This is a genomic window from Elizabethkingia occulta, from assembly GCF_002023715.1.
Classification (GTDB): domain Bacteria; phylum Bacteroidota; class Bacteroidia; order Flavobacteriales; family Weeksellaceae; genus Elizabethkingia; species Elizabethkingia occulta.
This window is the reverse complement of record NZ_MAHX01000019.1, coordinates 38,314-58,406: the sequence shown is the minus strand read 5'-3', so window position 1 is coordinate 58,406 and position 20,093 is coordinate 38,314. Positions and strand designations below refer to the sequence as shown.

The following is a 20,093-nucleotide window of genomic DNA, read 5'->3' as shown; positions in this document are numbered from 1 at the left end:
ACTCTGAGCGTAGTCGAAGAGCTCAACATTAATAGATTATACTATTTGATTTATAAATTATAGAAAAATTAGAATTTACGGTCGATAACGTAATCCAGCATCAGGCGTAAAGATTTCTTTGCTTCAGAATCCGGGAAAGTATCCAGAATATCTATAGCTTTTTGTTGGAAGTCTTCCATAACACCAATAGCATAATGAAGGCCACCTGAAGTTTTCACGAACTCAATAAGTTCTTTAACGCGTTTTGGCTTTTTATTATGACGTTTGATTGTTTCAAAAAAATATTTACGCTTCTCCGGATCAGCTGTTCTCAGGGTATAGATTAACGGCAATGTCATTTTCTTCTCCTGAATATCAATTCCTACAGGCTTACCTATAATGTTGCTGCTCAGATAATCGAATAAATCATCTTTAATCTGAAAGGCCATTCCGGTATAAGTACCAAACTCCTTCATTTTTAGAGCAATTTCTTCATCTACATTATTAGAACGGACACCAACCTCGCAACAAGCGGCAATAAGTGTAGCGGTTTTCTGACGGATAATTTCGTAATAAACATCTTCCGTAATATCCAGTTTACGAGCTTTTTCCAGCTGAAGAAGTTCTCCTTCTGCCATTTCCCTTATTGTTCTGGAAATTACTGCCAGTAAATCGAAATCTTTATTATCCGTGGAAAGCAATACACTTTTCGAAAGTAGATAATCACCTACTAAAACAGCGATTTTGTTTTTCCAAAGTGCATTGATAGAGAAAAAATTACGGCGTTTGAAAGATTCATCCACCACATCATCGTGTACCAGAGTTGCGGTGTGAATAAGCTCTATCATGGAAGCTCCACGGTAGGTTTTCTCGTTTACCTCTCCTACCAGATTAGCACACAGAAATACAAACATAGGACGCATTTGTTTTCCTTTGGTGGTTACAATAAACTGCGTCACTTTATCCAATAATGAAACATTACTTTTCATAGATTCATAAAACTTCTTTTCAAAAAGTTTCATGTTTTCTTTTATCGGACTTTTGATTTCCTCTACAATATTAGCCACTGGATCGCTGGTTAAATCTGGATGATGTTAAATTTTCGAAACACAAATATAATCAATTAAGTTCTTTAAACGGTAAGAAATATAAACGTTGTCTGGCATTAATGATTTTAAATTTGAATTGCTCTCCGGAAATATACAATCCCTCTTCTGTAGCCGTAAGGCCTTCTATTTGTCCAAAGCGTGTGGCCATCCCCAAAAAGTACTTCTGTATTTTACCACTAAAGAATACCCCCGGTGCTGTTTCTTCACATGATAACAAATAAACGTTAGCTCCTTTGGTATAGCCAATAAGGTATAGTTTTCCCTGATAGTAAGTAGCATCTGTCACTACAAAATCTGATTGATAAGATTCAGTTTTTTGTGCAGGTTGCAGGGTTTCGGTGGTTGGATCTATAATATAATGAGATACTGATTTGCTCTTCCACTCTTTGGTGAACAGATGGATCTTTCCATTCAGGAAAATCATGGCTTCTGCATCGAAATCATTATTCCTGTTTTGGGAAGAAAAATCTTGTTGTTCCGGATAGAAGAAATTAATTTTGGAAGTATATGTCAGGTTTTCAGCTTCCGGGCTGAAAGGAATCTTATAAATAGTGAGATCCTTCCTGTTTCCCAGATTATTGCCAAAATCACCTACATAGATATTTTCGCCGTCATTGGTTATTGCTTCCCAATCTATGTTTACAGTATTGGTTTTATAGGTTTTGCCAATGCTTCCGTTATTTGGATTCAGTTCATAGATTTCAGCAGGATTACCACTATCATTAAAGCTTAACAACTTTCCTTTTATAATGCTTAAACCCGAACTTTCTTTTAGTGTATCAGAAATAACAGTCTTTTCAAAAGGCTTTAGCTTCAAGGTCCGGACTTCCTGTGCAAAGGAAACCTGAGCCATTACCAAAGCTATGAAAAGGTATTTAAATTTCACTTTCAGTTGTTTTGTTGGCTAGCTGGCCACAAGCTGCATCGATATCACCACCACGGCTTTTTCTTACCATTACAGTTATACCTGCTTTTTCCAATTCCCGAACATACTTTTCTTCAGCAGCAATGCTTCTGTGATCGTATTTACCTTCACCAATCGGATTGTATTGAATAAGATTGACTTTAGATGGTACCTGACGGCAGTATTTAATCAGTGCTTTGATATCTTCATCACCATCATTAATCCCTTTCCATACACAGTATTCAAAGGTAATTACGGATCCTGTTTTCTGATACCAATATTGCAAAGCGTCCATAATATCGGTTAGAGGAAACTTATCCGAGAATGGCATAATCTCATTACGCTTATGCTCGATAGCTGAATGAAGGGAAAGTGCTAATTTTACTTTTAGCTCTTCATCCGTCAGCATCTTGATCATCTTCGGAATACCGGATGTAGAAACGGTAATTCTTCTCGGTGACATACCCAAACCTTCAGGCTTGGTAATTTTATGAATAGCTTCTACAACGTTTTTATAATTCATCATAGGCTCTCCCATTCCCATAAATACAATATTAGAAAGCGGTCTGTCGAAATATAAACGGCTTTGTCTGTCTATTAAAGCTACCTGATCTACAATCTCGGCAACCTCAAGATTACGCATACGTTTCAGTTTCGCTGTAGCACAAAATTCACAGTTCAATGAACAACCAACCTGTGAAGACACACAAGCAGTAGTTCTGGTTTCTGTAGGAATAAGTACACTTTCTACCATCAGGTTATCGTGAAGCTTTACTCCGTTTTTAATAGTTCCGTCTGTACTTTTCTGCATTAGATCTACAGATACCGGATTAATCGTATACTCCAGTGCAATTCTTTCTCTCAAAGGTTTAGAGAGATTGGTCATTTCGTCTATAGAGTGCAGGTTTTTGGACCATAACCAGTCATAAACCTGTTTCGCGCGGAAAGGCTTCTCTCCAAGCGATACAAAGTATTCTTTTAGTTGGTCCAGGGTAAGTGTGCGGATGTCTTTCATTGAGTTGACGGTTGTCAGTTGTATAGTATAAAAAAGCAAACAGTTGGCAACACACAGTAAAATACTGCTACTGCCAACTGTTTATTTTAGTCTTTATTAAAGAATAAGCATTGCATCACCATAAGAATAGAACTTGTAGTCATTCTTAATAGCTTCTTCATATGCATGCATTACAAAATCTCTACCTGCAAAGGCAGCGATCATCATAATTAATGTAGACTTTGGTGTGTGGAAATTGGTAATCATTGCATTTGCAATACCAAAATCGTAAGGAGGATAGATAAATTTGTTAGTCCATCCTTCATAAGCACTAAGTCTTCTGTTTGTAGAAACCGAAGTCTCAATAGCACGCATTGTAGTTGTTCCTACAGCACATACTCTACGGTTTTCTTCGATTGCTTTATTGATGGTATCTGCGTTATCCTGAGTAATGATAGCCTGCTCACATTCCATTTTGTGTTTAGAAAGGTCTTCTACCTCAATTGGGTTGAAAGTTCCTAAACCAACGTGCAATGTTACATTTGCAAAATTGATTCCTTTGATCTCCATTCTCTTCATCAAATGCTTAGAGAAGTGAAGTCCTGCAGTTGGTGCTGCTACAGCTCCTTCTATTTCTGCATAAATTGTTTGGTAACGCTCAGCATCTTCTGGTTCTACATCTCTTTTGATGTATTTAGGAAGTGGAGTTTCTCCAAGTTCAGTTAATTTAGCTCTGAACTCTTCGTAGCTTCCATCGAATAAGAAACGAAGTGTTCTACCTCTTGAAGTTGTATTATCGATAACTTCAGCAACTAAGCTTTCGTCTTCTGTAAAGAAAAGTTTGTTACCAATTCTTATCTTTCTTGCCGGATCTACTAATACATCCCATACACGAGCTTCACGATCTAATTCACGAAGTAAGAATACTTCAATTTTAGCACCTGTCTTTTCTTTATTTCCATAAAGACGAGCCGGGAATACTTTAGTATTGTTGAAGATAAATAAATCGTCTTCGTTAAAATAATCGATTACATCTTTAAAAAGCTTGTGCTCGATTGTTTGAGTTTTACGGTCTAAAACCATCAATTTTGCCTCATCACGGTTTTCGGATGGGTGTTCAGCTAAAAGATGATCAGGTAGGTTAAAATTAAAATCAGAAGTTTTCATTTATATAAAATCGTATGTTACAGTTAAAAAATTTCAGACTGCAAATATACGACATCGAATACCCCTTTGTCAAGTCTTTGAGAATTAAAGATTTTATAACGCCTCTGATAGCGTATAACAAGGATATTCCCGAATTAAGCTTAATATTTTATTTTTAAAAATGGAGAATACAAGAATTAATAACTCTAAAAAAACCTTGTAGGTTTCCCAAACCTATAAGGTTTAAAAGGTCCAAATTCACATATAAAACTCCAAAATTTACAGATAACTAAGAATCTGTTCCCATTCCGGAAGTTTCTTTTCGAATCCAACTGTATGAAGCGGACTTGTACTGGGTAATCCATAAAAATCAATATACACTTCTTTATTTTTAAGCTGTTTGCTAAGATTTTTGAATGATTTCTGTCCGTTGCAGAAAACAGCCTTTATGCTCGGAAACTCTTTTAAAAGTTTTGCAATATCGTTTGCTTCTTCATTTTTTATATCAGTATCCTTACTTCCCTTTCTTACACAGCTTTCTATTGTATCCCATATTGCAATTCCATTACGCTGAAGCATAGCTACTTTTTCTTCATAATCCGAAGTTGCAGGTTCAGCCAGCAAATGAAACATAATCTTCCAGAAATGATTTTGCGGATGTGCATAATATTGCTGCATCTCCAGAGATTTTACTCCGGGTACGGATCCTAAAATCAAAATTTTAGAGTCTTTATCGATAAAAGGTGGAAATGAATTAATTCGATCCTCCATTCAATGCTTTATTTATCTTTTTCATATTATCCTGCAGTTCTTTACTCCCCGCCTGATCAACTTCTTTAGTTGTTTCTTTGGCATTCTTACTAAAGTCTATTTCTTTAGCTAATTTACCATTTTCATTATAATATTTCCATACTCCATATTTATACCAATTCCGGTACTGATCAGTAACATTAGTTCTGGACATGCCTATAGCAGATAATCTACCATTTGGATGATAGGATTTGGTTACTGATGTTTCTTTATTAAACTTTTCTGTTTCATATAGCTTATTACCATATTTGTAAGTCCATTTTCCTATTTTTTCACCATTTCTATATTTACCTGTTGCCAACATATCTCCATCACCCGTATGCAATGTTTCTTTCCACTTTCCATGTCGCTGGTGTCTGGTATCATATTGATTATACTTAGTAGAACAACTTGCCATAGTTAAAACAGTCAATAATAGTAAAACTTTAATATTCATATTAATAGATTTAGTGTCCGTAAAATTTTTTCATATCGTATTTCATTATACCTCCTTCCTTGTACTGGTATAAATGACCCTCTTTGTAATATTTAATCCAAAGTAGATTACCTTTTGAGTCATATTCATACCATGGTCCAAATTTATACCAATGCCTTTTCCCGTCTTTTGTTATATCCAATCTGGACTGACCTTTGGCCATCAATAATTTATCAGGATAATAATAAGTTGTCATAATAATATTCTTTTTGATCTTATCCCTCTGATACAAAGTATCTCCAAAAGAATAAATCCACTTCCCTTTTTGCTCACCATGCTTGTATCTTCCTTTACTGGTTAACATTCCGTCAGACACAGGTTTTGTTTCATTCCAATAACCATGTCTTTGTTTTGCACGATCTCTTTTGTTGATCCCACAGGAGAACAATAAAATTAACATAATCAATGAAGAAAAAAGCTTATTCATTTATGTTCTACTTGAATAGAATAAAAATAAGAAAATAATTTTATTCTACAACAATAGAATAAAAAAATCCCCAACATTTCTGCGGGGATCGATATATTGAAAACTGATTTAGATTAGATCACTCTTAGTTCTTTACCAATTTTAGTAAAAGCAGCAATTGCTTTATCCAGATGTTCACGTGTATGCGCAGCAGATAATTGTACTCTGATTCTGGCTTTTCCTTTTGGTACTACCGGATAGAAGAAGCCAATTACATAAATACCTTCATCCAATAATTTATCAGCCATTTGCTGAGAAAGTTTAGCATCATATAACATAACCGGTACAATAGCCGCATCGCCTTCAGGAATATCAAAACCAGCTTCATGCATTTTGGTACGGAAATACTGTGCATTTTCCATTACTCTGTCTCTTCTGGAAGTATCATCAGAAATTAATTCCAATACCTTAGTTGCAGCTCCTACAATACCAGGTGCCAGTGAATTAGAGAATAAATATGGTCTTGAGCGCTGACGCAGCATATCAATAATTTCTTTTTTACCGGATGTGAAACCTCCAAGCGCTCCGCCTAAAGCTTTACCTAATGTAGATGTAATGATGTCTACTCTTCCGATTACATCATTCGCTTCATGAGTTCCACGGCCTGTTTTGCCAATAAAACCTGTTGCATGAGAATCATCCACCATTACCAATGCATCATACTTGTCAGCAAGGTCACAAACTCCTTTCAGGTCAGCAACAATACCATCCATAGAGAAAACACCGTCAGTTACAATAATTTTGAATCTGTGATTTTTTTCAGAAGCGGCTATTAATTGTGCTTCCAGATCTTCCATATTATTGTTTTTATATCTGTAACGCGCAGCTTTACATAATCTGACACCGTCGATAATAGAGGCATGATTTAATTCGTCCGAAATAATAGCATCCTGTTCTGTAAATAAAGGCTCGAAAACCCCTCCATTAGCATCAAAACATGCTGCATAAAGTATTGTATCTTCTGTTCCTAAAAATTCAGAAATCTTCTGTTCCAGATTTTTGTGAATATCTTGTGTACCGCAAATAAATCTTACTGAAGCCATTCCGTACCCATGAGTATCCATAGCAACCTGAGAAGCTTTTACAACTTCCGGATTATTAGCTAATCCTAAATAATTGTTTGCGCAGAAGTTTAACAAAGTTTTGTTATTCACTACTATTTCGGCGTCCTGCGAAGAGGTAATAATCCTTTCTCTTTTGTATAGTCCGTCAGCATCAATCTGTGCCAATTCGTTTTGAAGATTCTCTAAAAATTTTGGGCTAATCATATTATTAAATTTGAGACGCTAATTTATAAAAAAAGCCTCCAGTAAAGAAGGCTTTCATATGTATTTAAGAAAATTTTATAATTGTAATGTCGGCTCCAGCAATTGCTCCATTTTTCGCTTCACCTGATCGACTGAACCACTATAGTTGTTAATGAGTAATGAGAATGTAAGTGTTTTTCCTGTTCTTGTTTTAATATAGCCAGCCAGAGCTTTAACTCTGTTCAGTGTTCCCGTTTTAGCAAAAATTTGTCCATTGGCTTCATTGTACAAGAACATTTTTTTCAATGTCCCCGAATTTCCGGCAATAGGCAATGAATCAAAATAATTTTTGAAGTAAGGCTGCTTCATAAGCTGTGCCAGAAACTTTACATGTGCCAGAGGAGTTACGGTATTGCTCTTGGAAAGTCCGCTTCCGTCTGCATAGTTTAAGCCTGCAAAATCAAAACCTACAGCTCCTAAATGACTAACGACAGCACTTTTACCAGATTCCAAAGAAAGATCTCCATTGGCATAAAATCCGGAAATACGCATCAGCGCTTCTGCAAACCTGTTATTACTATTCTGATTGGTAAAATACACTATATCCTCCAGTGTTGGGGATTTTTGTTCTGCTAAAAAGACTCTTTCTTCCGGACTAGCATCCACACTACGCGTAGTTACTGCCCCAGTTACAGGTATACCGCTTTTTATTAAAGAAGATTTCAGATTATTCGCTAAATAGGCAGGGGCATCGGGTAATTTACCTTGTAAATAAGTATTCCCTTCAAATTTATCTGCATAAACCAACTGCTTGCTATATGGCGAAATATAGAAGTAGCTTTTCTCTCCGGATGATGGTCTCTTTGCTTTAACCACCATCTTTTCGTTCTGAGGATTTATATTCTGGGTATTCCCTACAGGCAAGTAATAGTTATTATGCTCTAACCATACAATATTAGGTGGGAGAATTGTTTCGGATGTTTTAAAAATCCCTGATTCTATTACAATTCCACCATTAATTCTTTTGATTCCTGCTCTGTTTAAAGCATCTTTAAAATTAGCAATAACTGTCCAGTAAGAGTCTGCTCCGGCCTGATTGGTCCCGAGGCTTGGATCTCCACTACCTATGATATACAGATTGCCATTCAAAGCTCCTTCCGGTGTAATTTCTCCGGAATATTCCAACTGAGTTACCCACTGGAATTTTTTTCCAAAAAGAGAATATGCAGTATCTGTAGTCAACAACTTCGTTGTAGAAGCCGGAACTAATGGTACATTCTCGTTGTAGCAGGTAATCATCTTATTAGTTTGCGGATCATAAACCGCAAATCCCCATGTTGCATATCGCAAGACAGGATCACTCTGAACTCTGTTCAATTCAGTATCCAACTGAATTTTAGGACTCAACAGGGATTTCTCAGCCGTCATTTCTTTTCCCACAAGCTGCTGCTCCGCATATACCTGCGGATAATATGTTTGTACAGATGGTTGAGCAGAGGTTTGTGCTAAAAGAAATGAAGTGAAGAGGATTAGGTTCCCTGAGATAAGTTTCTCTAGATTCATTTATTAAATATTTATAAAAACATGTAAAAGGCTGAATATTTAAAAAATATAAATATTCCACATCTTATAACGAAATAAAAATACTAATTATTATACCGAATCAATGAGTGAGCAGTACTAAAGCTTCATAACTTTTGTTAAAAAAAGTTAAAAATCGACATAGAGATTCAATTTTACACTTTTGTAACCCGAAATTTCATTGAATTCATCTATTGAAGTAGAGACAAATTGTTTGAAGAGATTATATTTTTTTCCTTTAGGAAGTTTTAGTAAAATCTGATACTGGTATAAATTATTAATCCTGAAAATCTGTGATTTTTCAGGTCCCAGTATACATTCTTCCGGTAAATATTTTCTTAGAACAGAGCCTAGAAACTGGGATGCTCTTTCTACTTTATCTTCCCGGCGGTGTTTTAATTCTATGAAAATTAATTTCACAAAAGGCGGATATAGGAATCTGTTTCTTTCCTGAATAAAGTATTCGTATATGTGATCCGGATCCTTTGACAATTTCTCAAAAATGGTTTGGTAAGGATTATAAGTCTGAAGCAACATTCTTCCGTGTTGCGAAGTTCTTCCGGCGCGCCCGGCCATCTGAGTAAAGAGCTGATATGCTCTTTCTTCTGCCCGGAAGTCCTGAATATGCAGCATAGCATCAGATTTCGGAACCACAACAAGATCTACATGATCAAAATCCAGTCCTTTAGAAATCATCTGAGTACCAACAATAATATCCAGTTCCTGATTTTCTACCCTCTCAAAGAACTTTTCGTAAGCAAATTTAGTCCGCATAGCATCCAAATCCATTCGGCCAACTTCCGCTTCCGGAAACAGACGTTGAACTTCTTCTTCCAGTTGCTGGATTCCCAAACCTTTTGTTGTAAGATTTTCGGAATTACAGGACGGACATTGCTTAGGCACTGCTGATCTTTGTCCACAATAATGACACTTCAGTTCGTTGGATACTTTATGATAAGTCATCACAACATCGCAATTGCTGCAATACTGCGTATAGCCACAACTTTCGCATTCTATTACATTGGCATATCCACGGCGGTTATGAAGGATAATAACCTGCTTCTTCTGCTCCAGCTGCTCTCTGATCTCCATAATCATTTGGATAGTAAAGCTACCATTGGTTGTTTTCAGGTTTTGTGCTTCTTTAAAATCGATCAGGCTTATCTTAGGAACTTTGCTTTCGCCAAAACGTTCATCCAATTTTACCAGTCCAATTTTATTCGTTAGAGCCGAATAATAAGATTCTACAGAAGGTGTTGCACTCCCCAGCAGAACTTTAGCATCGTAAAACTTTCCTAAAACAATTGCTGCATCTTTTGCATTGAAAAAGGGCTGAACAGTTGTCGTTTTATATTGGGAATCATGTTCCTCATCTACGATTACCATTCCCAGATTCTGAAACGGTAAAAAAAGTGCATTCCGGGTTCCCAGAACAATTTTCAGCTGGTTATTCTTTACTTTTCTCCAAATTTCGACCTTCTCGAAATCGGTTAATTTGGAATGATAAAAGCCAAGTAATTGTCCGTATTTTTTCTCTAATCTTTGGGTAATCTGTTTGGTCAATGCTACTTCAGGGAAAAGCATTAATACATTCTTTCCGGAAGCTACTGTTTCTTCTATTTTGGAAATATACAGGTGTGTTTTGCCAGATCCTGTAACACCATGTAGCAATACGACATCTTTCTCTTCGTACTGCTTTACAATTTCCCACAAAGCTTTTTGCTGAAGATCTGTAAGCTGCTCTATTTGTTCCAAATCCCCGTCATAAGAATCTATACGATCTTTTTGTAAATAAAATTCTTCTACATAGCCTTTGTCAACAAGTGCTTTTAGCTGCTGACTGCTGAAAAATTTATCTTCAAAAAGTTCTGATTTTTTTACAAACGGATCTTCGGAGGTTGCCTTATCCAGAATTGCCAGAAAAAGATCTTTCTGTTTCGGTGCTTTATTCAGTATTGAAAGGATTTCATGAAGCGCTACGCTTTCCAGTAATCCTTCTTTTAGCCTGATATAAGAAACTTCTTTAGCTTTATACTTTTCGCTAATTTTTTCATCAATCACAATCAGACGCTCGTTGATCAGACTGTTAAGCGTCTTCATTACCTCTTTTCTGGGAATAAATGCTTCAAGCTCCTGCAGATTAATCACGGATTTTACCTCCAGTGCCTGCATCAGATGTATCTCGTGGACATCCAGCACCTCATAATTAACTTCTACATCCGGATTCCTCTTTACATAAGTCTCACTCTCCAGTTTTAAAGAGGAAGGAAATGCAAAACGGTATACTTCGCCTACATTACACAAATAGTAATCCGAAACCCATTGCCAGAATTTCAGTTGCTCCTCCGGTAGGATAGCTTCATTATCCAGAGCGGAAATAATTTCTTTTGGTAAAAATGCTTCCGGTTCTCTGTCATGAATTTCAGCAACAATCCCCGTATAAAGTTTTTTTCCGCCAAAAGGAACTACAACACGCATTCCGATCGCCAGTTTACCATATAAAAAAACAGGAACTTTATAGGTATAAGTTCCTTTAATATTTAATGGTAAAATGATCTGAGCAAACATCATTTTTATTTAAAAATATAAAAAATCTGAGAGTGAGTATTTCTTCTATAATTCTATAGCAGGAAATTTTCTCAATCTCAGATTTTCAGATTATTTATTTTTTCTTTCTTCTCTTGATTTCTTTCTGAATCAAAGAAAGTTCTCTTCCTGTCTGTCCCGCCACAGAAGTATTTTCCTGCGCACGACGTGTTAGATATGGCACTACGTCTTTCACCGGACCATAAGGCAAATATTTAGCTACATTATAATGTAAGCTGGAAAGGTAGAATGTAATATTATCGGACATTCCGTACAACTGTCCGAAATATACATGAGATGAATCGTTTGCCAATCCTGCAGCTTTCATTTTATCCATTATCAGCTCGGTACTCTTCTCGTTGTGAGTTCCGAAGAATGCTGAAACAATATCCTGATGTCCCATAATAAAGTCGATGCCTGCATTATAGTTATCATCTGTAGCTTGCTTAGTAGGCTGAATTGGTGAAGGGTATCCCATTCTTATGGCTCTGTCGCGCTCTTTTTCCATATAGGCACCACGAACAATTTTATAACCAATGAAATAACCTTTTTCACGAGCTCTTTGCAAGTGACCTTCCATATATTCCAATCTGAAAGTTCTGTACATCTGGATGGTATTCCATACAATAGGAGTTTCCTTGTTGTATTTTTCCATCATTTCTTCAGTAAGGTGATCAGCTGCATCCTGCATCCAGGATTCTTCAGCATCTACCATTACTTTAATGTTATTTTCATGGCACAGTTTACAAACTTCATCGAAACGGGTTCTTACACGCTCCCACTCTTCCTTTTCGCTTGTTGTAAGCTCTCTTCCCTTGCCTACTTCCTCGTAAAGGTCTATTCTTCCGAAAGCTGTTGGCTTGAATACTACAAAAGGAATAGCCGGATTACCTTTAGAGAATTTGATAATATCTTTAATTTCATTACAGATTTTGTCAAAGCTTTCTTCGTCTTCTTTACCTTCTACAGAATAATCGAAAATACTTCCTACTCCTCTTTTCCATAGTTTGTTCACCGCTTGTATACTTTCTTCACGGGTTTCACCACCACAGAATTGTTCGAATAAAGTTTTCTTTACAATTCCATCTACGAAAGGAAAGTTGTTCTTTACGGTAAAGTTCAGCATAGAAACGCCCATATTCGTTAGTGTAGGGTTTTCAATACCTTTGAACATCCAGTATGCTTTTCTCAACTGGTCTGTTGTTTTATCTGCAAATGCAATCTGTGTATTATCAAAAATACTCATCTCTATTTCTATTAAATTTATGATTCGCAAATTTAGTATAAAGTACCTTTCTAAACTTCAAAATATTGAAAAAAATAACACCTTATAAGTAAACATACTCTTATATCTAATTTTTATCAGATGTTATCAGGTCATTTAACATAATGCTTTGGAATATAAATTACCATATTGCTACAGATCACTAAAGAGCATATAATATTGCTATGAAGATCCATATAAATTCATAGTAGACTAAATAATACACTATCTTTTAAGTACTTTTTTCAATTCAAAAACGGTATTTTTGCATGATATAAAAATTAGTAATCAGAATGATCAGCTTTTTAGACGACAGCTTCAGCCAGCTTAACGAATATATTGATAGAACCAACCCAAGTCTGCTATTATTACTGGTAGACGAAAACACTCATGAATATTGCCTTCCAGCAGTATTGGCAAATCTGGAAACCACTATTCCGTTTGAGATTATTGAAATTGAGGCCGGAGAAGAAGGAAAAAATATAGGAACTGCTGCTCAGCTATGGGAAATCCTTTCGGAATTCGGTACGGACAGAAATGCCTTAATGATTAATATTGGTGGTGGTGTTATTACTGATATGGGTGGCTTTGTTGCTTCTACATATAAAAGAGGTATTAAATTCATCAATATCCCAACAACTCTGCTGTCTATGGTAGATGCTTCCATTGGAGGTAAAACGGGAATAGATCATCAATATTATAAAAATATCATTGGTACATTTGCTTTACCTGAGAAAATTTTTGCTTATCCTAAATTTCTTCAGACCTTACCATTTACTGAACTAAGAAGTGGTTTCGCAGAAATGCTGAAACACGGACTGATCGCTTCCGACCAACACTGGAACAATCTAAAGCAACTGGAATTAACACCAGAGAACGTAGAACCATTTGTGGTAGATTCTATGAATATTAAGCAATATGTAGTAGAACAGGACTTCAAAGAACAGAATATTCGTAAGACTCTTAACTTCGGACATACAATAGGACATGCTATAGAAAGCCTTTTCCTTCAGCAGGAAGCTCCCGTTCCACACGGTGAGGCTGTAGCAGCAGGAATGATTATGGAAGCACATCTGTCCTACTCTAACCAATTGATAGATGAAGCCACTCTTGCAGAAATTACTAACGCCATTATTGCAATATATCCATACCTTTCTATTGATGACTTTAGCCACGAGGACATTTACAATCTGATGCTGAATGACAAAAAGAACAGCAATGGTATTATAAAGTTCTCAATTATAGATAAGATAGGTCATTGTCTGTACGATTATGAGGTTACAAAAAGTCAGACTGAGACTGCCATTCAGTACTACCGAGAAGCCTATAAGGCATAATTTAAGCTTTATACAATTATTTAAACTTATTCCAAATTAAAACATAAACATTGTAATTACCAATGTTTTAAATGTTAACTATAAAAGTAATTTGACATTTTTGTCAAAAGAAATAAAGTTTGGCATTCCATTTGAAATAATGCTAGCATCAAAAAAGAGATTAAGTTTAAAATTATTAAAAAAAGTAAAATTTAAAATTATGAAAAAGGTATTTTTAGGATTAGGTATTGTATTAGGTACAATGGCATTCGCACAATCTACAGCTGGTCCAAGATTCGGTATTAAAGCTGGTGGTAACCTTTCAGACTTAACTAACTTGAATTCAATAGGTGAAAAATCTAAGATAGGATTCTACGCAGGTGTATTTATGAACGCTCCTATTTCATCTGAATTCAGCATTCAGCCAGAGGTTGTATACAGCCAGCAAGGTGCTAAATTCAAAGATATGGGTAATGTAACAGACAGAAAACTAAATCTAGGATATATTAACGTACCAGTAATGGTTCAGTATAATGCAACTCCGGATTTCTATCTTGAAGCTGGTCCTGAATTTGGATTCTTAGTGGATGCACAAAATAAAAGAACAGTAAGTGGAGTAAGTATGAACACTAGTGGTACTGACGGTTACAATACTTTCAACTTTGGTATGGGTCTAGGTGCTGGTTACAGATTTACACCAAACTTAAGCATCAATGCTCGTTATACAGCAGGATTCACTAATACAATCAAAAATAACGACGGAGATTCTGTTAAGAACAATAACTTCCAATTAGGATTAGGTTATACTTTCTAAGAAAAAACAACATCAATTATTATAAAAGGACTGTCAGTTGACAGTCCTTTTTTTCCACTATTCGGTAATCTTTTTAATCTATAGTTTGTTATTAATTTTGAAGCCTGAGATATTTTATCTTTTCCAATATAAATTGAAAGTATAATTCAAAAAACTCTGATTGGGTTATTTTTCTCTTTCAGATAGCCTAGATTTTATTCTGTGATATTTATTTTTTCTGCTCTGTATCAATTTGCTAGGGCTATTTATCATAATATTATAATTTCTCTTAAAAAGATATTGAATCTATAATTTAAAATGTCTAAAAACATGACTTTCGTCATATTTAGGGTCTTTTATATACCATAAAAACCCTCTTTGGCACTTTGTTTGTTATTGTTATCACCTCAAAGTAAAGTAAAATTTAAAATTATGAAAAAGGTATTTTTAGGCCTAGGTATTGTTCTAGGTACGATGGCTTTTGCCCAAACTACGAATAATGGTGGAATCAGATTTGGTATCAAAGGTGGTGGTAACCTTTCTAGAATTACAGAAGGAAACTTCAGCGATACTGAGCATAAATTTGGTTTTAACGGAGGTGTATTTATGAATGTACCAATGTCTGACAAATTTAACTTCCAGCCAGAGGTTATTTACAACTACATGGGTTCAAAATCTACAGCAGATGTAAATGGTGAAAAAATAAAGAGCGAAACTAACCTGGGATACATCTCTGTTCCATTAATGGTTCAGTTCAATGTAACTCCTAAATTCTATGTAGAAGCTGGTCCTGAATTCAGTTATTTAGTAAATGCTAACAACAAATTAAAAAGCGGTAGCCAAACTGTAACTAACAGCTGGGATAGCAAAGCTTTAGATGATCTTAAAAGATTTAACGCTGCAGGTGCTATCGGTTTAGGTTACAGAATTACTGATAACTGGGGTATTAACGCTAGATATACTACAGGATTCACTAAAATCGGTAAGAATGATACTCCTAGAGGTCAGTACTTCAACGATTCTAGAAATGAAAACATCCAGTTAGGATTAAGCTACACTTTCTAATCAGAAAAGAAAAAACATCAATTATTGATTTCAATAAGAAAAGCCCGATTAAATCGGGCTTTCTTTATTTCCAGAAACATGGACTTATTTTTTGGCATTTGGTTTGTAGGTTTTCGGGAAGTAAAATTTGATTTATGAAAAAACTATTTTTAGGACTGGGATTACTGGCAGGAACTTTTGCCTTTTCACAAGTAGGTCCGAAATTCGGTATTAAGGCGGGTATGAACGTTTCTTCAATTTCTGAAAACGGAGGCCTTAGCGACACAAAGTCTAAGATAGGCTTCAACGCCGGTGTTTTCTTAAACGCTCCCCTTTCTTCTAATTTCAGCATTCAACCGGAGGTTATTTACAACGATTTAGGCTCTAAGGTTACTTTCGGAAGAGACAATCAGAATTCTTACAGCACCAATTTAGGTTATATCTCTGTACCGGTTATGTTTCAGTTCAATGCCACTCAGCAATTTTATTTAGAAGCAGGTCCGGAATTCAGTTTTCTGGTAAGTGCTAAAAATAAACTAAAAGACGGGAACGGTAATGTTTCTGTAGATGACTGGACAAAAACAGCTACAGATAATTTGAATACATTCAACTTTGGTTTAGGAGTAGGTCTTGGTTTCAATATTACACCAAATCTAGGAATCAATGCCCGTTATGTAGCAGGTTTAACGAATATTGGTAAAACGGACAATCCTATCGGATACAGTTATAGCAAATCGAAAAATAATGTATTCCAGGTAGGCTTAGGTTTAGCATTCTAATCACTTATTATTTAAATACAGTAAAGGTCAGGTATAATGCTTGGCCTTTTTCTTTAGCATTATCCGTATATTTGCAAAAAACTAGAAAATAATGTCTACAAGAAAGATGATTACGGCAGCTTTGCCTTATGCAAACGGACCGGTTCATATTGGGCATTTAGCAGGTGTTTATATTCCTGCAGATGTCTATGCGAGATTTCAGAGAAGATTAGGAAAAGATGTTGCTTTTATCTGTGGTTCCGACGAACACGGAATCCCAATTACTATACGTGCTAAAAAAGAAGGTGTAACACCTCAGGATATAGTAGACAAATATCACGAGATTATTAAGAAGTCTTTTGCAGATCTTGGAATCTCATTTGATGAGTATTCCAGAACGACTTCTAAAAAACATTATGAAACTTCACAAGATTTCTTTAAAACACTTTACGATAAAGAAAAGTTCACTGAAGAAGTTTCTGAACAATACTTTGACGAGCAGGCAGGAGAATTTCTTGCTGACCGTTATATCGTTGGAACATGCCCTAATTGTGGCAACGAAAATGCTTATGGTGACCAGTGTGAGAAATGTGGCTCTACCCTTTCTCCTTCCGAGCTTATCAATCCTAAATCTATGTTAAGTGGAAATGTTCCGGTTCTAAAGGAAACAAAGAACTGGTATCTTCCATTAAACGATTATGAAAATTTCCTGAACGAATGGATTATTGAAGGTCATAAGGATGACTGGAAACCAAATGTATACGGACAGGTAAAATCATGGCTAAATGACGGGTTGAAACCTCGTGCAATGACGAGAGACCTGAACTGGGGAGTTCCGGTTCCGTTACCGGGTGCTGAAGGAAAAGTATTGTATGTATGGTTTGACGCTCCTATCGGTTATATTTCTTTTACCAAAGAATGGGCTGAGAAAAATGGTAAGGACTGGAAAGATTACTGGCAAAATGAAGACAGCAATCTGATCCATTTCATCGGAAAAGATAATATTGTATTCCATTGTATTATTTTCCCTGCTATGATGAAGGCTCATGGTGATTATATTATGCCTAAAAATGTACCTGCATTCGAATTCCTGAATCTGGAAAATGATAAAATTTCTACTTCCAGAAACTGGGCGGTATGGGCACATGAATATGTAGAAGAATTCCCGGGACAACAGGATGTATTGCGTTATGCTCTGCTATCTTCTGCACCAGAAACTAAGGATAACAATTTTACATGGAAAGACTTCCAGACAAAGAACAATTCAGAGTTAGTGGGTATTTTCGGAAACTTCATCAACAGAGTTGCGGTATTAATTCATAAATACTATGATGGTGTTATTCCTCAGGGAGATGTTAATGCACCTGAACTAGCTGAAATAAACAAGGCTGCAAAAGAAATTGCTGAGTTCTTAGATAAATTTGAATTTAGAAATGCTTTATCGGCATTGATGAATCTTGCTCGTTTTGGTAACCAATACCTGCAAACAGAAGAACCTTGGAAGACCATTAAAGATAATCCGGAAAAAGCAGCACATTCTCTTTTTGTAGGTGCTCAATTAGCGGTTGCTTTAGCACAGCTATCTGAACCGTTTATGCCATTCAGTTCTGAGAAGTTGTTGAATATGTTCAACGTTACTAAAACAGACTGGGCAGATTTAGAAAATAATAATGTTCTTATTGCCAGCGGACACCAGATCAATGAAGCATCTCTTCTTTTCTCAAAAATTGAAGATGATGTGATTGAAGCACAAATCCAAAAACTGGAACAGACAAAACAAGATAATAAAAAGACCAACCCTAACGCTAATCCTATGAAAGAAGAAATCACTTTTGATGACTTTGGAAAAATCGATTTAAGAACAGCAACAATCCTTGAAGCTGAGAAAGTAGAAAAAGCAGACAAGCTTTTAAAATTCAAAGTGGATACAGGTGTAGATATCAGAACTGTAGTTTCGGGTGTAGCTGAAAGCTTTAATCCTGAAGAATTAATCGGGAAGCAGGTAATGATTCTTTTGAATCTTGCACCAAGAAAAATCCGTGGTATTGAATCTCAGGGGATGTTCCTTCTGACAACAAAACCAGACGGAAAATTATCTTTTGTAACTCCGGATGAACCTGTAGAAAACGGAATTGAGATTAAATAATTTCTGATTACAATTATATATAATGGGCACTAGGTGCCCATTTTTTATGAGTATGGTTAAGAAAAGTACTTTAGAAAAGCTTTCGGATCAAGAACTGAAAATATATATAGCACCAGAAAGTCGCTTCACTCCAGAAGCTGTGCAAATGGCTCTTGAAATTCTTAAGGAAAGAGGACATCAATTTTCTAATCAGCAAGAAACTTTAGTTCAGAAAATTGTTCAGGACAAAAAAGAAGCGGAAATAGCTGAAGCTACTGAAGAAAATGAAATTTGGGAAGACCATATCACGGATGATCCCAATGCTGTCAAGCTTTACCCATTAACTTATATTGTTGTATTAAGTATATTATTTGGTACTATTCCGGGAGCTATATTATTAGCTTTAAATTTTATTAAAGTAAAGAAATATACTCCGGTAATCTTTGTTCTGTTATTTGGGTTTATTTATCCTTTTGTTCAAGATTATTTACTGGGTGCAATTTCAACACTTAATGAGAATAAAATGTATTCACGCTATAGCCCTGAAACATTTATCATGACATCAGGAGGCTTAAGTTTATATATAATTTCTGCATTAGTAATGCCTAAAAAGCTTCCTTACAGAGCCGAATCATTACTATTACCAGCCTTATTGGCATTTGCAATGGCATTACTTATCTATATGAATCCGCAAAACTTATTTTCGCATTATCTGTTATCTAAGATAATAGCATCTTAACATAATATTACTTCGTAATTTATAATGTCAATCTTGCCAGGAAAGAATCTTCATCTTGCAAAACTTTTTCTATAGAAAAGCCATTGTGCTCTGCAGCATTTTTAAGGGTATTGAAATCCAAATATAGCCATGTAATAGGCTCTTCGGACTCTCCTTTATAATGAACCGTATAACCTAATTCTCCATAATAACCTCCAGCCGGAATGTAAACACCGCCATCTTCATCTCTGTCGAACATATACAAAATGTCGGTACTGTCAATTAGGATTTGCCCGCCATCATTAAGCAAAGTTTTCAGCTTTTGAAGATAGATATCAATCTTTGTAAGACTTTCAAAAATTCCGGTACCATTCATCAGCAATAAGATGGTATCAAATTTTTCATCTGAGAAATCCAGAACAGATTTGCATACAGCTTTACTGATACCTCTTTCTTTGCAAATCTCAACAGATTTTGGTGAAATATCCAGTGCTGTCACATTCATTCTCTTTTCGTCCTGAAGATATAAACTATGTGAGCCGGCTCCGGCTCCTACATCCAGTATTTTTCCTGTTGCAAGTTCCAGAGCTGCCTGCTCCAGATCATTCATTTCATCAAAATCACGAAACAAATAAGCAACTGGTAAGTCATCTAATTCGGAAATAGAGGTTTCTGTCTGCAAATCTTCAGGATTCTGATTATGAAAATAATCCCAGATTGCCTTTCCCATCAAATCTTTCATGCTTTTAAGCTAATATCAGTTCAGACTTCAAAACTA

The 20,093-nt window shown here is 35.7% G+C and carries 18 protein-coding genes; 6 read left to right on the top strand and 12 right to left on the bottom strand.

Annotation, left to right across the window (positions count from 1 at the left end; all coding sequences use genetic code 11):
* Nucleotides 1–68 precede the first annotated feature (68 nt).
* The 11 genes from BAZ10_RS16055 to BAZ10_RS16005 all read right to left on the bottom strand — a co-directional run bounded on the left by BAZ10_RS16055 (nucleotide 69) and on the right by BAZ10_RS16005 (nucleotide 12,543).
* The gene (locus BAZ10_RS16055; protein ID WP_078772896.1) at nucleotides 69–1,046 is read right to left on the bottom strand and encodes a polyprenyl synthetase family protein; all 978 of its coding nucleotides are present in this window, start codon (nucleotides 1,044–1,046) and stop codon (nucleotides 69–71) included.
* Between the two features lie 52 nt (nucleotides 1,047–1,098).
* Complete coding sequence (locus tag BAZ10_RS16050) at nucleotides 1,099–1,974, bottom strand: hypothetical protein (RefSeq protein ID WP_078772895.1); 876 nt, start codon at nucleotides 1,972–1,974, stop codon at nucleotides 1,099–1,101.
* Nucleotides 1,964–3,007 (bottom strand): 23S rRNA (adenine(2503)-C(2))-methyltransferase RlmN, encoded by a 1,044-nt coding sequence (rlmN, locus tag BAZ10_RS16045; RefSeq protein ID WP_078772894.1) that lies wholly within the window; start codon nucleotides 3,005–3,007, stop codon nucleotides 1,964–1,966. Before rlmN ends, BAZ10_RS16050 begins: the two co-directional genes overlap by 11 nt.
* A gap of 96 nt (nucleotides 3,008–3,103) precedes the next feature.
* Nucleotides 3,104–4,153 carry a tRNA preQ1(34) S-adenosylmethionine ribosyltransferase-isomerase QueA gene (gene queA / locus BAZ10_RS16040; protein ID WP_078772893.1) on the bottom strand — a complete coding sequence of 350 codons (1,050 nt, stop codon included), beginning with the start codon at nucleotides 4,151–4,153 and terminating at the stop codon, nucleotides 3,104–3,106.
* 258 nt (nucleotides 4,154–4,411) lie between these two features.
* The gene (locus BAZ10_RS16035) at nucleotides 4,412–4,903 is read right to left on the bottom strand and encodes a DNA-deoxyinosine glycosylase (RefSeq protein WP_078772892.1); all 492 of its coding nucleotides are present in this window, start codon (nucleotides 4,901–4,903) and stop codon (nucleotides 4,412–4,414) included.
* Entirely contained in the window at nucleotides 4,887–5,378 is a 492-nt protein-coding gene (locus BAZ10_RS16030) for a toxin-antitoxin system YwqK family antitoxin (protein WP_078772891.1), read from the bottom strand. Before BAZ10_RS16030 ends, BAZ10_RS16035 begins: the two co-directional genes overlap by 17 nt.
* Before the next feature lie 10 nt (nucleotides 5,379–5,388).
* On the bottom strand, nucleotides 5,389–5,844 hold the full coding sequence (locus tag BAZ10_RS16025; protein ID WP_078772890.1) for a hypothetical protein: 456 nt from the start codon (nucleotides 5,842–5,844) through the stop codon (nucleotides 5,389–5,391).
* A gap of 113 nt (nucleotides 5,845–5,957) precedes the next feature.
* On the bottom strand, nucleotides 5,958–7,151 hold the full coding sequence (locus BAZ10_RS16020) for a glycine C-acetyltransferase (protein ID WP_078772889.1): 1,194 nt from the start codon (nucleotides 7,149–7,151) through the stop codon (nucleotides 5,958–5,960).
* 75 nt (nucleotides 7,152–7,226) lie between these two features.
* The gene (gene dacB / locus BAZ10_RS16015) at nucleotides 7,227–8,693 is read right to left on the bottom strand and encodes a D-alanyl-D-alanine carboxypeptidase/D-alanyl-D-alanine endopeptidase (RefSeq protein WP_078772888.1); all 1,467 of its coding nucleotides are present in this window, start codon (nucleotides 8,691–8,693) and stop codon (nucleotides 7,227–7,229) included.
* 147 nt (nucleotides 8,694–8,840) lie between these two features.
* Nucleotides 8,841–11,282, bottom strand: coding sequence for a replication restart helicase PriA (gene priA / locus BAZ10_RS16010; RefSeq protein WP_078772887.1), 2,442 nt, complete (start codon nucleotides 11,280–11,282; stop codon nucleotides 8,841–8,843).
* Between the two features lie 91 nt (nucleotides 11,283–11,373).
* On the bottom strand, nucleotides 11,374–12,543 hold the full coding sequence (locus BAZ10_RS16005) for a proline dehydrogenase family protein (RefSeq protein WP_078772886.1): 1,170 nt from the start codon (nucleotides 12,541–12,543) through the stop codon (nucleotides 11,374–11,376).
* A 311-nt stretch (nucleotides 12,544–12,854) separates the two neighbouring features.
* Between BAZ10_RS16005 and aroB the strand changes: the two genes are divergently transcribed.
* The 6 genes from aroB (at nucleotide 12,855) to BAZ10_RS15975 (ending at nucleotide 19,336) form a co-directional block, all read left to right on the top strand.
* A complete protein-coding gene (aroB, locus tag BAZ10_RS16000; RefSeq protein ID WP_078772885.1) occupies nucleotides 12,855–13,898 on the top strand; it encodes a 3-dehydroquinate synthase in 1,044 nt (347 codons plus the stop codon).
* Nucleotides 13,899–14,097: 199 nt separating this feature from the next.
* Nucleotides 14,098–14,691: a porin family protein gene (locus BAZ10_RS15995; RefSeq protein WP_078772897.1), complete on the top strand. Its 594-nt coding sequence runs from the start codon at nucleotides 14,098–14,100 to the stop codon at nucleotides 14,689–14,691.
* A gap of 411 nt (nucleotides 14,692–15,102) precedes the next feature.
* Complete coding sequence (locus BAZ10_RS15990) at nucleotides 15,103–15,735, top strand: porin family protein (protein WP_009088080.1); 633 nt, start codon at nucleotides 15,103–15,105, stop codon at nucleotides 15,733–15,735.
* A gap of 134 nt (nucleotides 15,736–15,869) precedes the next feature.
* Nucleotides 15,870–16,493 carry a porin family protein gene (locus tag BAZ10_RS15985; RefSeq protein ID WP_045179223.1) on the top strand — a complete coding sequence of 208 codons (624 nt, stop codon included), beginning with the start codon at nucleotides 15,870–15,872 and terminating at the stop codon, nucleotides 16,491–16,493.
* 91 nt (nucleotides 16,494–16,584) lie between these two features.
* The gene (metG, locus tag BAZ10_RS15980; RefSeq protein WP_078772884.1) at nucleotides 16,585–18,618 is read left to right on the top strand and encodes a methionine--tRNA ligase; all 2,034 of its coding nucleotides are present in this window, start codon (nucleotides 16,585–16,587) and stop codon (nucleotides 18,616–18,618) included.
* 52 nt (nucleotides 18,619–18,670) lie between these two features.
* A complete protein-coding gene (locus BAZ10_RS15975; protein ID WP_245803844.1) occupies nucleotides 18,671–19,336 on the top strand; it encodes a hypothetical protein in 666 nt (221 codons plus the stop codon).
* Between the two features lie 19 nt (nucleotides 19,337–19,355).
* Here the strand turns inward: BAZ10_RS15975 and BAZ10_RS15970 are convergent, their stop codons facing one another.
* A complete protein-coding gene (locus BAZ10_RS15970) occupies nucleotides 19,356–20,057 on the bottom strand; it encodes a class I SAM-dependent methyltransferase (RefSeq protein ID WP_078772882.1) in 702 nt (233 codons plus the stop codon).
* Nucleotides 20,058–20,093: the final 36 nt, after the last annotated feature.

Excerpts from the sequence above, each read along its gene's own strand:
- rlmN (WP_078772894.1), bottom strand. The coding sequence starts at position 3,007 with ATGAAAGACATCCGCACACTTACCCTGGACCAACTAAAAGAATACTTT.
- queA (WP_078772893.1), bottom strand. The coding sequence starts at position 4,153 with ATGAAAACTTCTGATTTTAATTTTAACCTACCTGATCATCTTTTAGCT.
- BAZ10_RS16035 (WP_078772892.1), bottom strand. The coding sequence starts at position 4,903 with ATGGAGGATCGAATTAATTCATTTCCACCTTTTATCGATAAAGACTCT.
- BAZ10_RS16030 (WP_078772891.1), bottom strand. The coding sequence starts at position 5,378 with ATGAATATTAAAGTTTTACTATTATTGACTGTTTTAACTATGGCAAGT.
- BAZ10_RS16025 (WP_078772890.1), bottom strand. The coding sequence starts at position 5,844 with ATGAATAAGCTTTTTTCTTCATTGATTATGTTAATTTTATTGTTCTCC.
- BAZ10_RS16020 (WP_078772889.1), bottom strand. The coding sequence starts at position 7,151 with ATGATTAGCCCAAAATTTTTAGAGAATCTTCAAAACGAATTGGCACAG.
- dacB (WP_078772888.1), bottom strand. The coding sequence starts at position 8,693 with ATGAATCTAGAGAAACTTATCTCAGGGAACCTAATCCTCTTCACTTCA.
- priA (WP_078772887.1), bottom strand. The coding sequence starts at position 11,282 with ATGATGTTTGCTCAGATCATTTTACCATTAAATATTAAAGGAACTTAT.
- BAZ10_RS16005 (WP_078772886.1), bottom strand. The coding sequence starts at position 12,543 with ATGAGTATTTTTGATAATACACAGATTGCATTTGCAGATAAAACAACA.
- aroB (WP_078772885.1), top strand. The coding sequence starts at position 12,855 with ATGATCAGCTTTTTAGACGACAGCTTCAGCCAGCTTAACGAATATATT.
- BAZ10_RS15995 (WP_078772897.1), top strand. The coding sequence starts at position 14,098 with ATGAAAAAGGTATTTTTAGGATTAGGTATTGTATTAGGTACAATGGCA.
- BAZ10_RS15990 (WP_009088080.1), top strand. The coding sequence starts at position 15,103 with ATGAAAAAGGTATTTTTAGGCCTAGGTATTGTTCTAGGTACGATGGCT.
- BAZ10_RS15985 (WP_045179223.1), top strand. The coding sequence starts at position 15,870 with ATGAAAAAACTATTTTTAGGACTGGGATTACTGGCAGGAACTTTTGCC.
- metG (WP_078772884.1), top strand. The coding sequence starts at position 16,585 with ATGTCTACAAGAAAGATGATTACGGCAGCTTTGCCTTATGCAAACGGA.
- BAZ10_RS15975 (WP_245803844.1), top strand. The coding sequence starts at position 18,671 with ATGGTTAAGAAAAGTACTTTAGAAAAGCTTTCGGATCAAGAACTGAAA.
- BAZ10_RS15970 (WP_078772882.1), bottom strand. The coding sequence starts at position 20,057 with ATGAAAGATTTGATGGGAAAGGCAATCTGGGATTATTTTCATAATCAG.